Source organism: Corynebacterium sp. CCUG 65737, from assembly GCF_024454115.1.
Classification (GTDB): domain Bacteria; phylum Actinomycetota; class Actinomycetes; order Mycobacteriales; family Mycobacteriaceae; genus Corynebacterium; species Corynebacterium genitalium.
Genome location: NZ_JAGPZB010000017.1, coordinates 1 through 13,850 on the forward strand (window position 1 = coordinate 1; position 13,850 = coordinate 13,850).

Below are 13,850 nucleotides of genomic sequence, written 5' to 3' on the forward strand. Positions count from 1 at the left end.
ATGAGGACGGTCTGTGTCGTAGACATGTGCCTGCAATGCGTGTCTGTGTCTCTCTCTTAAAAGGTTTGGGTCGAAATGCCGCAAAATTACGAAACATCCCCGAAATGTGACGTGTCTGTGCAGGTCACAGCGTTATCGCGTGTTTCGTAATTTGGTTTTCCGATTTTCGTAGTTCTACGAAACCGCAGGTAGAGCGTTTCGTAATTTTTTCGTATTTTGATCGGCAAATTACGAAACGAGGTCAAAACTACGAAACGAGCGCGCTACAGACGTGTCACAGGTCATAAAAAGGCGCGCCCCTTGCGTGTCACCGTGACGCAGCATCCCGGCCGTGTCACATAGCTACAACCCCTGCAGCGTGCCCTCAATGAGGACGGTCTATGTCGTAGACATGTGCCCGTAATGTGTGCCTGTGTCTCTCCCTTAAAAGGTTTGGGTCGAAATGCCGCAAAATTACGAAACATCCCCGAAATGTGACGTGTCTGTGCAGGTCACAGCGTTATCGCGTGTTTCGTAATTTGGTTTTCCGATTTTCGTAGTTCTACGAAACCGCAGGTAGAGCGTTTCGTAATTTTTTCGTATTTTGATCGGCAAATTACGAAACGAGGTCAAAACTACGAAACGAGCACACTATAGACGTGTCACAGGTCACAAAAAGGCGCGCCCCTTGCGTGTCACCATGCCGCCACACAACAGCTGCCCCACCACAACACCCCAGCCGTGCCACGTGGCGTGTAGAAACGTGCTCGGTTCGATTCGTAAAGATTAGGTCGCAGGCTATTGTGCGCGACGCATAAGTTCCGTACGATGGCCCCCAGACCGTATGTGGCGTTTTAATTCGTTTTTGGTTTAGCCAGCCGCATACGGGGGATAACCCCGAGGATAATTCATAAAGAGACAGCCTCTCGACCGTGATAGGCGCGGTTCCTCCGACGAGATAGACCGGTCGGCAACGGCATTGCCAACCACAAAAGCGGTCAGGTAGGGAGTAAGCGCTCCCGTAAAGCGATGGGACGGCAGACCACCGTTCTAGCGAGTTGAGCACGGCACTCCAAGCCGCCTGAATAGCAAGCCGGTAAAGCACCCCGCTCCGGGACAGATCAATCTGCCCAGGAGCGTTTTTCTATGTCCGAAAAGGACACGACTACCGCCGTCGCGCCACGCTTTTACACGCTGCAGGAACTCGCCGATCTCGGCGTCGGCTCCGAGTCCACGTTGCGAAAAGCTATTAAAGAGGGCCGTCTTTCATTCCACCGTTTCGGCACCGCCTATCGGATTCGCCAAGACGATCTCGACGCCTACCTCGCGGCCGCACGCCGCCCTGCCCCGCAGCTATTCGACGGCTTCGTCGATGCCGTCGTGAATGCAGCGCCCCAACTGACAGATGAGCAGCGCCAGCAGCTCGTCACGGTGCTGGGCGGTGTGAAGCACTAATGCGGACAAACCCGCCTACGACGAGATCCCGCCGCTTAGCTCAGCTAGTCAGGCTGGGTCTTGAACTGAGTGCGAGGGCTGATGGGTGATGGCCGTGCTACTACACACGCGCGCTCCACCGTCGTGCCCCGAGTCCAAATAAACAGTTCATTCAACCAAGGAGAACAAACCATGTCTTTCAGAGACGATTACGCAGCAGCGCTGCGCGATGAGCAGCAAGCAAAAGATACCGTGAACGAGGCGCGCCGTGCACACAAAGCGACAAAGGAGCGCCTTGCGCAGTTGCGCAAGTATGCCGAAGAGTTCGAGGTGAATCTCGACGGTGACAAGTCCGCCAGCACCGAAGGGGACGGTGACAAGTCCGCCAGCACCGAAGGGGACAGCGATACACCTGAGAACGGTGACGGCGACACGCCTGAGAGCACCGAGGGCAGTAAGCCGAAGCGGCATCTAGAAGTTGTACCCGACTAACCCTTTAGCCGTACACGCAATCACCTCATGTGTGTACGGCCACGCGGCGTGACGACGTACAGCCGTCACGTTTGATGTCGCCACACACCCCGCTCGCAAGGGCGGGGTTTTCGCGTGTGTGCGGGTGGCTGCGGCACCGCTACACGTGACACTGTCACGATGCTTGCGCCGGTATCGGCGACGGGGCATATACACGTCTGCCCCGTCGCCTGGATCATCCGCCACATGGCTGGCGGTATGTCGCGCTGCTGTTATGCGCGGTTCTGGCCGGCATAGTCTTGTGTGGACTTGAAATATGCCGAAGACGGGGCCGTGGGTGCAGCAAAGACAGCAGCGTGGACAGAGCAGATTTCAGCAGCTGTGCTGCTGAAGATGCAACCGCGACGGCAGATGGTATGCGGCGCATGCCGCATAATGCCGCGTCGTGAGATACGCCAATATCCATCTCGGCAGGCTTGCCGTGATGGAGCGTTTCGTGATGACCCAAACACGACACATCGATGCTGGCATATCCGAATGTATATCAACGGGATATATCGGATTGCCGGCAGTGTCGTGATGCAGAGCATGGGTCATCACACAAGGTGCAGCGCCAGCTGCACTATTGGGCATCTTGACCGGAGCGCAAGCGGAGGGCAAGACAGCACCAGCCAGACCGAGCGAGCGAGGTCTGAGACTGGGGCTGTAGGGGGCGGCGCGCCAGCGCCGGGCACCGGGTTATGCGAGCGCCAGCGAGCAGTAATACCCGGTGCAGTGCCTCGGCTATGCCGAGCGCCGGAGCGCAGCGGAGGCGTCGCACCCCCTTATGCCCTTTTCCCCCTTCTACCCCTATAACGACAAACATATAGGGGTTTTGACACAGAAGGGGGCTGCGACCTGCGTGTTTCGGGTCTTAATGCGGTCTTCGACCCTTACCCGAAACGGCCCGTTGATGCGCGAAGCGCACATGGTGCCTACGCAAAACCTGCAGGTCGCCACGCTGTGCGCACCACATGCGGCTACGTCCGTTGTATGTCGGTCTTAAAGTAAGGGCCGATGACGGGTGGAAACGCCGCTTGCGGCGTCTTCCCGCGTCATCGAGACACCTGCAGCGAGCCTGCGAGCGCAAGGTGTCTAACCGAACGGCAAGACCGACATCGTTAACGTGGTGCGCACAGCCACACCCTGCACTCTGGCACCGCCGTCAGGCGGTCATTGCAGGGTGTTCCAAATCCCGCAGCGAGCCATCCGCCGCCAGGCGGTGTTGATGCTGCTGCGGGGGTCAACGACACGGGCTGAGTAACACACTCCATATCGGCCCGTGCTACAAGCACACTATCGGTGCAGACGTATCACGTTCGCGGCGGCCATATGCGCGCAAGCGCATGTAACAGACACCGCCAGCGACGTGTGTTTCGCGAGCGCCCGCTCGCAGCAGATCCAGCGGCAGCTGTTGATGCAAATGTGTAGCGCCGCGACTCGATTGGTTCATCTTTGTGGCAGCGGCTGTACGGCCCTGTGGCGGCCGTAGACGCCTCGGATGGACGGAGTGCGCGTGCAGAAGAACAGTTTCGAGACGTCGCTGTTCGTCGTGTATCTGCCGAAGTCGATGTGCAAGGAGATCCCCGACTACTACACCAGTGAGGTGGACGGGCGCGAAGTGAAACGTCCGCGCTATGCAGCCCGCGACTACGAAGAAGCAATGATGTACCCCGAAGAGTCAATGCGTTGGCTCGCCGAGAACTTCATTCCCGGCGGTATCGACGCAGTCGCTGGCGGTGATATGAACTTCGACGAATCAACGCCACACATCCAGTTCCAGGCGGATACGTTCTCACCGAAGCCCGAAGATCCCGACAAGCTCCGTTGCCGCCCCGGCATCGCGTACAACACTGACACCTCAGTGCGGTACACATCCGGCCCGAAGAAGGGCAAGCAGATCTCGGGTAACCAGAAGTTCATCGACGCGCAACGGGGCCTGCGCGAACACATGCACTCGCTGGGCTATCCGGTGGAACTGGAAGTCTCCGAGCGGCATGACGAGTCGTTGAACCTCGGACGCTACGCAGAACAACAAGACCGGGAGCGCGACCTCGCCAAGCGCGAGGATGATGTGGAAGTCAAGAAGCGATCCGTGCAGCGCGATATGGACGCAATTGATCGTGACCGCGAGCAAACAGCAAAAGAACTTGAACAGGCAAAAGCTGCCAACGAAAAAGCGCAAGGTGTGTTGCAGCACGCCGAAGAACAGGCTCGCGCTGTTGCCGAGCGTGTGCTCAACGAGGCACGTGAGAAGGCAGAGCAAGAAGCCGAGCAGATCCGCAGTGACGCGCGCGAGAAGGCCAAGCAAGAAGCCGAGCAGACCATGGGCCTTGCCGAAGCGCAAGCAGACGAGCTGCTCGAACGAGCCGAAGAGACTGCACAGGCCAAGGCGGGCGAGATTACAGCCGCAGCCCGCAGCGAAGCGGAGTCGATCACACGCCAAGCCGACGAGGCCCGTAAGCAGGCTGAGCGCGACGCTGAGACGATCCGCAGCGAAGCACGAGATGAGGCCACAAGCATCCGCGACGAGGCCACGCGCGACGCTGCAGTAACGCGCACGGATGCCCGCGATGAGGCTGATCAGATCCGCCGCAACGCGCACACGGACGCCGAAGATGAAGCAGCCATCATCATCGAAGAAGCGGTGAAGTCAGGACAGCAGTTGGAGCATCTGGACAAGAAGTTCCTGGTGCAAGAACTGCATCGCAGCCCGGAGCTGCTTGAGCGCTACACGCTGTTCAAGCAGTCGCAGACCTCAGGCAAGAAGGGCGGGGCGCAGCAACGTGCGCGCGAGCGTATCGAGAAGCGCCGCCAGCAGCAACAGCAGCGTGATCGTGACGGCGGTATGGAGCTTTAGCAGCTCACCATGCGCTCTGCACGCCCGTCTGCGGGCCGTACAGGGCGCCGTCGGCGTCGTCGGTCATCTGCGGTATGAAACCGCTGAGATTCGGCGAAAATCGAAGAAATCTCGGCTAAGCGGGGCCAAGTGTCACTACGTTGCGCAGCGAATTGGCCGGTTAAGTGGCGGAGATATTGCGCAGCGCGTCGGTGTGTACGACGGCGCATGTGCTGCACAGCAAACATGCCAGCACACAGACCTGCAGAATGTCGTTGTCATCCTGTTGCGCAGTAAAGGTGTCAATAGGATGACAAACCACTTCACTGCCCAATTCACATGTCATTAAAGTGACAGGGCATTTGATTGCGCAGTAAACGTGTCGATGAAATGGGTGCCCAATACACAGTGCAACCTACGTGTTAATGAAATGTCACAGACACTACATAGTGCAGTGAGTTGCGCAGCAGAAACGCCAGTAAAAGCACCGCACCACTGCACCGTAAAACTGCACAAGTGATTCGCAGCAAATTGGCGTGTGAAATGGTTGAAAAAATAACCCCGCAGGTTTCCCTGCGGGGTTTCGTAGTTAGAACGGTACTTCTTCGCCCTCAGCGCCAGCCAGGGCGGCGGTCGCCGCCTCGCCTCCGCGACGGGCAGCGCGAGCAGCGGACTCCTTCTTGGAATCGATCAGCTGCACCGTGTCGATGCGCGCCACCAGCGGGTACTGCTTCACACCGTCCTTGTCGGTGTAGACGTCGGTCTTGAGCGAGTAGCTCACCGCAACGCGATCGCCGGAGCCGATGCAGCCGAACACACCGGGGTTCGCGGCGTCCTGGACGTAGCCGGTCAGCTCCACGATCTCGCTTTCCACCTTGCCGGTGGACTTGTTCTTGAAGGTGTTGCGCGCATAGACGCTGAGCTTCACCGTCGCGCCGCCGTTTGCGTGCTCGAACAGCTTGGGTGCGCGAGCTGCGTTGCCGACGATGGTGCCGTTGTTGAAGGGGTTGGACATGTTGGTTCTCCTTACGTGAGTGGGTGTGATTTGCCGTGCAATTTGGGTACTTAAGCAGCTGCTTTGCTGCTGCGGGGCGGTTGCGCTGTCGTTACAACACTGCCCAGGGCAGCGGTGTGCCTGCCGCCTCTAGGTCGCGCAGTTCTTGTGCTGCGCCCGGATCGGCGTCCTCGCCGTCGATGCCGTCGGCGAGCTGGTAGAGCAGTTCCAGGTCGGTGTGGGTGATGTCGCGCATCACGTGCCTCCTTGTTCGGATTGATGGTCAATCCGTCTGTTGGAGACAGCTCTGCTGTCTAAAGGTCACTCCCCTGCCTCGTTGCGGTGTCTGTCGTCGCAAGCCAAGGCCCCGCGAGAAAAAGAAACCCCGTTGCATTGCTACAACGGGGTGTGTGGTGCTACTCGGCAAACAAGATCGTGCGGGTCTTCTCAGCGCCCTCGCGGACAAGCTCGACCATCCGCTCGCCCTGGCCGATATCGGTCAGCTTCGCCACCAGCGACGGGAAGTTCTCGTCTGGCCCGATCTCGGTGGCTCGCTGCGCAGCCACGCCAGCTAGCCCCGGCTGGCCGGTGGCGTGCGCGAGCACTGCGACAGTGGCGGTGAGCTGCGCCCGCATCCCTGGCCAGCTGGTCGGGACAGCGCGCATAACCTGCTCTATGAACGCAAGGCCAGCCTGCGGGTCATCGAGCAGTGCGGCAAGCAGCGTGTCTCGCAAGCGCGGCGTGGTGAAGCATTTCAGCGCAGACCGAACAGCGCGAGTGCTCGGCTGGGTGATCCCTGCCGCCGCCTGCTCGTATTCACGCTGCAGCATGTCTGCGAACATGGGCGGGATATACGCCAGCGCGTCTTCGATGATGTCGGCGTGCTCGGCAGCGTCGATGCCGTGGTCAGTGCTGTTCAACCGTGCCTCGATGTCGTCTTTGCTCGGCTCCGGCAGCTCGCCGGTGTGCTCTAGCATCTGCCGCAGCGCCGCCGATGCGGCGACCTCGCCGACAACGCCGTGGCGCGGCTCGTCGATGAGCGGATGCTGGTACACAGACCACCACGCAGCCCCGGTGACGATCTCGGGCACCTGCACCACCCCGAGCAGCGGCGGTAGGTGCACTGCCCCGCTGGTGAGGTACGTGGCCGTCTCGTCGAAGATCGGCTGTGCAATGTCGTCGCTGATCATGTACGCGATAACAGCGTCGAGTTCGAGGTGGTGGACCCACGCTGCGAACCGCTCGCGGCTCTCGGTGAGCTTCTCCACTGCTTCGTCCAGGTCGAACCGTGCGACCGGGCCGAGGCGGACGGTGTCGACGCCCTCGTCGTCGACGAAGAACGCGAGGATCAGCGAGTTGTTCGGGTAGAACCCGAGGATGCCGGGGAGGTTCGCGAGGATCTCGCCGTGGGATGCAAGCGTGTGAGAATGGGTGGACATGGCAGTGCTCCTTTGCACGAATACGGGGTGTATGTGGTCAATCCCGTATTCGGCCCGGCTCTGCCGGTCGCGCCCTGCCACGGCACCACCGCACCTGAAGCGTGCTGAGCGTCGCTAGCGCAGCCTGATGCTCGCTCGCTGGGTGCGAGCGCTAGCGACGCAGCATTTGTTAGATCCCCGCGTCGCCGCTGGTTAAGCGTTACCTTTGGCGCGGTTGTGAGACTTGCACAGCAGTTCGCAGTTGCTTTCCTCGAACTGCCGGCTCCCGTGGCGTTCCTTCGTTGCTGCCGTCCTAGCAATCACTAAGCAATGCACCGAAAACCTGCGCCGCGTCGTTGGAGCGTCGCAGTTCCGTTTGGTGCAGGATTTTGACCCTAGTGCACCAGCTAGTGCACCAAATGGCGATCCGATCACAAAATGAAGAAGGCCCCTACCAGCGTTTCCACTGGTAGGGGCCTTATCTTAGTAGCGGGGGCTGGATTCGAACCAACGACCTCTGGGGTAACAAGAGCCGTGTCATACTTCCTGCGAACGCCACGGTTGAGCAGTGTCGCCCCCGATACACGAAGGCAGATCTCCCCCGAACTGCCGGCTCCCGTGGCGTTCCTTCGTAAGAGCTTTGCGCGCCGCAGCGCATGCGCGCGATTGTTGACGTGTCACACACTGCAACCTAGTTCCACACGATCTGCACCGATTCAGGGTTAAAGGTCTTGGTGCCGCGCACGCCACGGCGCAGGCGCACCTGGCACAGGGTATTGATGACTCGGCGCTGCACGGCAAGCTCTGCGTTGTCGAAGGCATCCACGGGCGAGGCGTAGCCGGTTGTGTCGAGCAGCGCCGATGCGCCAGCAAGACGGGCACGGCGCGTTTCGAGTTTCTCGATCTGCGGCTCATAACGGTTTCGCGCGCGCTTGAGGTCACGGGCCTCGATAAGCTCCTCATCGTAGTCAGCCTGGACGCGGGCGAGCTTTGCGCGAAGCTCAGCGAGTTCGTCGTCGATGGCGTTGACCTCGTCGTCGTCCACAGTCGGCAGCAGGTCCGCCAGGTCGTCACGGCCAAGGCGGGCGCGGATCACGGCGAGCACAAAATCATCGACGCTATGTGTGCGCACTAATCCACAGGCGGCGCAGCGGTAGCGGTCGGCATGTGTGCGCACGGGGTTGCCACACTCGTCGCAGACATACAGACCCGAGCCGAGATGGCGGCGAGTGTTCCGGCGCTCCTTGTTGGTCAGCCGGTCGGGATCGTCGAGCACGTTCTGCACGCGCCACCACAGATCTGGTGTGACGATCGGCTCCCACTGCCCTTTCACCGGCTCGCCGGTATCGGGGTCGCGGACGATATGCGTGACACGGCGGTATTTGTTCTTCACGCCTTTGCGCTTGGCCTTCTTATAAGTGGAGTAACCCGCATACACGGGGTTGCGCAGGATCGAGTGCAACGACGTGTAGGCCCACGGCTGCGCGTCGGGAACCGGCTTTTCTTCCTGGCCTTCAGCGCGGCGTCGAGCGTTGCGCTCTGTGACCACGGTGTACATATGGCGCGGCGTGGTCGGGATATCCGGCAAGCCCGGTTGATCGACCCCAGATAAGGCGCGCGCAATGTCGCGCATGGAGTTGCCCCTCTCGACAGCGCGGAACATACCGAGCACGGCGGCGGCTTCGGATGGAATGATCTCGCCGGTGGAGGTGTAGCCGATAGGGCGCACACCGCCGGAGTACCAGCGGCCCTGCTCGGCGCGTTGCTGTTGCGCACGAGACTGGCGCATGCTCTTTCGCTCGATCTCGCCGCGTGCCACGGCTGCTTTGATGCGCGCGTACATTCTGCCGCCGTCGGTGGCAAGGTCAGCATCACCGTTCGCAGTGACGAGTTTCAGCCCCTGCTCCTCTGCCCTGTCGATCCACTCTTCGAGCTGCCAGGGCTGCCGTGTGAGGCGGTCGAGGTCCCAGCAAATGATCGCGTCGATCTCGCCGCGCTCAAAGGACGCCACCATCGCGTCGTAGTCGGGGCGGTCCACGTCCTTCTTCGACGCGGAGATCGACTGATCGACGTAGGTATGCACGACGTCCCAGCCGCGTTGCTCGGCAAGGGCTTCGCAGTCCTGGCGCTGCCGGTCGATGGCGAGGCCGTCCATGGCAGCATCGAGCGAGATACGGAGGTAAATAGCAGCACGTGTTGTCATGCCGCTAACACTAGCGCGCCTCAGGTTACATTGAAACGAAACTCCACCACGTCACCATCGGCCATGACGTAGTCCTTGCCCTCCTGGCGGACCTTGCCCTTCGCGCGGGCCTCGGCCATGGAGCCGAGTTCGTCGAGGTCATCGAAGGCGACGATCTCGGCCTTGATGAAGCCTTTCTCAAAGTCGGTGTGAATCACGCCGGCGGCCTTCGGAGCAGTGTCGCCCTTGTGGATCGTCCAGGCGCGGGATTCCTTCGGCCCGGCGGTCAGGTAGGTCTGCAGGCCGAGGGTTTCAAAGCCCGCGCGAGCGAGCGTCGACAAGCCTGGTTCGTCTTGGCCGACGGCGGCGAGGAGCTCGGCGGCGTCTGCGTCGTCAAGCTCGAGGAGCTCGGTCTCGGTCTGTGCGTCAAGAAACACGGCTTCAGCAGGCGCAACGAGTTCGCGCAACTCGGCCTTCTTCGCGTCATCGGTGAGCACCCCCTCGTCGGAGTTGAACACGTAGAGGAACGGCTTCGCGGTCATCAGGTGCAAGTCGCGCACGAACGCGAGGTCAATCTCGCCTGACTTGGAGGCGGCGAACAGCGTGCGATCTGACTCCAGAATCTCCTGCGCCTTCTTTGCCTCGGCGGCTTGGGCGGCGATGTCCTTGTCCTTGCGGCCGTCCTTCTCCAGGCGTGGCAGGGCCTTCTCAATCGTCTGCAGGTCAGCCAGGATGAGCTCGGTGTTGATCACAGAGATATCGCTGGCTGGGTCGACGTGGCCGTCGACGTGGATGACGTTGTCGTCAGCAAATGCGCGAACCACCTGGCAGATCGCGTCCGCCTCGCGGATGTTGGCCAAGAAGGCGTTGCCCATGCCCTCGCCCTCGGACGCACCCTTGACGATGCCTGCGATGTCGACAAACGACACCGTCGCCGGAAGAATCTCCGCGGACTCGAAGATCTCCGCGAGGCGGTGCAGGCGTTTGTCCGGCAGTGGCACTAAGCCGACGTTGGGTTCAATGGTGGCAAACGGGTAGTTCGCCGCCAGAACCTCATTGCGGGTCAGCGCGTTGAACAGGGTGGATTTGCCCACGTTAGGCAGGCCGACGATTCCAAGAGTAAGGCTCACGCTGGCCAATCATAACGTACGCCCCGGCTGCCAGTTCAGACTGGGCCGGGGCGCGGCCAGCCGCAGGCTAGCGCGGCTATGGTTACAGCTCGAGGCCGAATTGACGGGCAATGTCACCCGCCTGCCGAGCAAGCGGAACCGCCCTAGCTATTGCGCTGGGAGGAGCCAGAAGAACCGAAGGAGCTGCGATTGCCTTCGCCACCACCGGGTTGTGCAGGGGCTGCGCCGCTGCGGTCGATGGTGAACTCGTCGACAACCGAGTTGTCGGCGACGTTGTGCGTACGCACGGTGAGCGTATTCTTGCTCACCTCAATGTTGGCGTAATCCGGGTTGTAGTCTTGGCGCCACACGGCGATCTCCGGGATGGCAAAGTCCTTACCGTAAGTCTGCGAGACATCGGTGAACTCCTTGCGCTTCTTGCCGTCGCGGGTGTGGAAGTCGTAGTATTTGCCGCCGCCTGCGGTCGTGGTTGTCATGTAGACGGTCTCATTAGCCTTCGGGCGCAGCACGTCGCCGGGCTTCGGCGTGTCTTCCGGGATGACGGGCTCGGTGCCGTTCATCAGGTGGCTGCGGTTGTACATGTGGTCGTGGCCGTTGAGCACCAGGTCCACACCGGTTTCGGAGAACACCGGCGCAAGGCCTTCGCGCATCTGCGTGATCTCTTTCTCGTGGTAGCGGCCACCGTGGGAGTACGGAGCGTGGTGCATGACCACGATGGTCCAATCCTTGTCCGCGCCGTGGGCAGCGGTAGTCTCGCGCACGAACTGAGACTGCTTTTCGATCGCCCGTTTGCGCTTCGAATCGATCGGCTCGGAGTACTTGTTTCCCGTTTCGTTAGAGTCCAAAACGATGAACAGGGCATTGTTGCGCTCGAAGAAATAGTTCGCGTCACCCGGCTTCGCGTTTGGCAGGTTCCCGTGCTCTTTGAAGTGCTTATCGACGATAGACGTGGGCAACAGCTCGTGATTGCCCTTCGCCATAGCGAGCGGGTAGGACTGCAGCTCTTCAGCGGTAAAGAACGCCTCCCACTGTTTGATCGGGTCACCCCACCCCTCAGCTTGGTCACCGGCGTGGACGATGAACTGGGAGTCCGGGTACTTCCCAGTGGCCTGGCGGACCGCGGTGCGCCACGCTTCAGCCTGCTCGTCCACTTTGAGGTTCACACCGATCTGCGCGTCGGACAGGGTGAGGAAGTTCCAGCTGTCTCCTGCCGGCTGGGTGCGGAAAGTCGCCGCTTCGCTCCAGCCTCCCTGCTCGGAACCGAGTTGGTAGGTGTACTCGGTGCCCGGCTGCAGACCGGTGACGGTGGCGTGGTTGGCGCGGTAGGCGATGGCGCCGAAGTCAGCCTCCGTAGCGGCCACTTCGTTCACCGTCTCAGGGTTAGCCGTCGGGTAGTACTTCACGAACTCCTGGCCGTTGTATGCGGTGCGCCAGGAGAAGTTCATATCGGTGGCAGTAGCACCGACATGCACGTGGCTGGAAGAAATCGGCCCACCAGCGGCTTGGCTGGACAAACCCGGCTGGCTGGACTGGGCAAGAGCTTCCGGAACGGTGGTGACTGTCAGGGCGAGAGCGAGGGACGTCGCGGCTACACTCACTTTGAGGGAACGGGCGGGAGTCAGCGACATGGGAGGCCTTTCAGCAACAGGTGCGACACGGAGAGGAGTAGCGTTCGCTGGCAAGGTATCACGGACGGGGTGTGGTTGCTGGGTGAGCGGGGAGGAATCGTCGATAAGCATTGCTTAGCGGGGCTGCTGGTGCTTCGGGCACAATAGTCTCCGTGACTGAAACGACGAAGGGTGGCGAGGACGCGGGCGCCGCCATGGCCTCCGGTTCCGCGCAAAAGCTCGCGGAGGAGGTCAAAGCCTCCGATAAAGCTAACGCCGGCGACAAGAAATCCCACGAATACGACAACCGCGTCGACCGCGCGGTGGTGTTCAACTCGTGGATGAAATCGACCGCGCTGTTCTCGCTGCGGATGGTGGCCATCTTCATCCTGATCGGTGCACTGGCGTACCTGGTGGGCAAATTCTGGGCCGGCATCCTGCCGATCGTCCTCGCACTGATCGTGTGCACCGTGCTCGAACCCGTGACAAGCTTCCTGCGCAAACACGGCCTCCCCGGTGCGTTGTCGGCGCTGGTGTCGATGCTGCTGGCGCTGGCTGTGCTGGTGTTCTTCGTGTCGATGATCCTGCCGGACATCATCACGAACTCCCGCGTCCTTGCCATCCAGGCTGGGCAAGGGCTGCAAAGCCTGGCGCTATGGCTGCAGAACCAGGATTCGCTGCCATTCAGCGTCGATGCGGAGCAGATCAACGAAGTCGTCCAAGACTCGATCACCTGGGTGCAAAACCGCGCCGGCGCGATCGCAGGCGGCATTTTCTCCGGTATCAGCACGGCGACGTCGATGATGATCACCTTCGTCGTTGTCGTGGTCCTCACCTTCTTCTTTCTTAACGACGGCCCCAAGTTCCTCCCCTGGGTCCGCTCCGCCACCGGCGGCCGCGCCGGACTGCACGCCACCGAGCTGCTCACCCGCATCTGGAACACGCTGTGCGGATACATTCGCGCCCAGGCGGTCGTCTCGTTTATCGACGCTGTCTGTATCGGCGTCGGCCTGTGGGCGGTCGGCGTGCCCATGGCGTTCACCCTTGCGGTGATCACGTTCATGGCGGGCTTCATCCCACTCGTCGGCGCAATTGTCGCTGGGGCGCTTGCCGTGATCATCGCGCTCGTTTCGCTCGGGTTCACCGAGGCGCTCATCGTCCTGGGCATCGTCATCGCCGTCCAGCAGCTCGAAGGCAACGTACTCTCCCCGCTGCTGCAGTCCCGCGCGATGAACCTGCACCCCGTCGTCGTCTTGGTCTCCGTCACAGTCGGCGGCGGTCTCTTCGGCCTCGTCGGCGCGTTCCTGGCTGTTCCCGCCGCCGCGACCATCGCCGTGATCTTCCGCTACATGCAGGACATGCTCCAGCTGCACGCCGGTGAAGTCAGCGCAAGCGACCTTGAGTTCGCCACCGACGTGGGCAAGGCGCTCGCCGAAGCAGAAGAGCAGGAAAGCGCGGCGCAACGCGATGAGCTCATCGACAGCCATGTCTGGAAAGCGCCGAGCATTGACGACGAGCCCGACGCACCCGCCCCCTCCCCCGGCTCAACGCTCGTGCGCCAGTGGAACAAGGTGGCCGCCCGACGCCGCTCCGACAAAGCAATGGACAAGACGGCGGACACGCCAGAGGACAAGACCGCCTCAGCGAAGACCGGCGGCGACGGCGCGAACGGCGCGAACGGCTCAGCACGGAAAACTCGCCGTTTCGAACTTCCGTTCGGTACATCCAAGGGTGGCGGCGAGGACATGTCCTAACCG

Annotated in this window: 10 protein-coding genes; 4 read left to right on the forward strand and 6 right to left on the reverse strand. The window is 61.1% G+C overall.

Annotated features, from left to right (window positions below; translation table 11 throughout):
- The first annotated feature begins 1,125 nt into the window (after positions 1-1,125).
- The 3 genes from KBX17_RS10490 (at position 1,126) to KBX17_RS10500 (ending at position 4,783) form a co-directional block, all read left to right on the forward strand.
- A complete protein-coding gene (locus KBX17_RS10490) occupies positions 1,126-1,434 on the forward strand; it encodes a helix-turn-helix domain-containing protein (RefSeq protein WP_024058948.1) in 309 nt (102 codons plus the stop codon).
- 171 nt (positions 1,435-1,605) lie between these two features.
- Entirely contained in the window at positions 1,606-1,905 is a 300-nt protein-coding gene (locus tag KBX17_RS10495) for a hypothetical protein (protein WP_024058949.1), read from the forward strand.
- A gap of 1,519 nt (positions 1,906-3,424) precedes the next feature.
- Entirely contained in the window at positions 3,425-4,783 is a 1,359-nt protein-coding gene (locus KBX17_RS10500; RefSeq protein WP_070422031.1) for a hypothetical protein, read from the forward strand.
- Positions 4,784-5,351: 568 nt separating this feature from the next.
- Here the strand turns inward: KBX17_RS10500 and KBX17_RS10505 are convergent.
- From KBX17_RS10505 to KBX17_RS10530, 6 genes are all read right to left on the reverse strand, one after another.
- Positions 5,352-5,777, reverse strand: a complete 426-nt coding sequence (locus KBX17_RS10505) for a single-stranded DNA-binding protein (protein ID WP_016456430.1) — start codon at positions 5,775-5,777, stop codon at positions 5,352-5,354.
- A 91-nt stretch (positions 5,778-5,868) separates the two neighbouring features.
- Complete coding sequence (locus tag KBX17_RS10510) at positions 5,869-6,012, reverse strand: hypothetical protein (protein WP_016456431.1); 144 nt, start codon at positions 6,010-6,012, stop codon at positions 5,869-5,871.
- Positions 6,013-6,172: 160 nt separating this feature from the next.
- Positions 6,173-7,195, reverse strand: coding sequence for a DUF4192 domain-containing protein (locus tag KBX17_RS10515; protein WP_256019771.1), 1,023 nt, complete (start codon positions 7,193-7,195; stop codon positions 6,173-6,175).
- A 670-nt stretch (positions 7,196-7,865) separates the two neighbouring features.
- The gene (locus KBX17_RS10520; protein ID WP_070421670.1) at positions 7,866-9,377 is read right to left on the reverse strand and encodes a recombinase family protein; all 1,512 of its coding nucleotides are present in this window, start codon (positions 9,375-9,377) and stop codon (positions 7,866-7,868) included.
- 20 nt (positions 9,378-9,397) lie between these two features.
- A complete protein-coding gene (gene ychF / locus KBX17_RS10525) occupies positions 9,398-10,486 on the reverse strand; it encodes a redox-regulated ATPase YchF (protein WP_256019773.1) in 1,089 nt (362 codons plus the stop codon).
- A gap of 143 nt (positions 10,487-10,629) precedes the next feature.
- Positions 10,630-12,114: a metallophosphoesterase family protein gene (locus tag KBX17_RS10530; RefSeq protein ID WP_256019775.1), complete on the reverse strand. Its 1,485-nt coding sequence runs from the start codon at positions 12,112-12,114 to the stop codon at positions 10,630-10,632.
- 110 nt (positions 12,115-12,224) lie between these two features.
- Here KBX17_RS10530 and KBX17_RS10535 point away from each other — a divergent pair, with 110 nt between their 5' ends.
- Entirely contained in the window at positions 12,225-13,847 is a 1,623-nt protein-coding gene (locus KBX17_RS10535) for an AI-2E family transporter (RefSeq protein ID WP_370687605.1), read from the forward strand.
- The last annotated feature ends 3 nt before the right edge of the window (positions 13,848-13,850 follow it).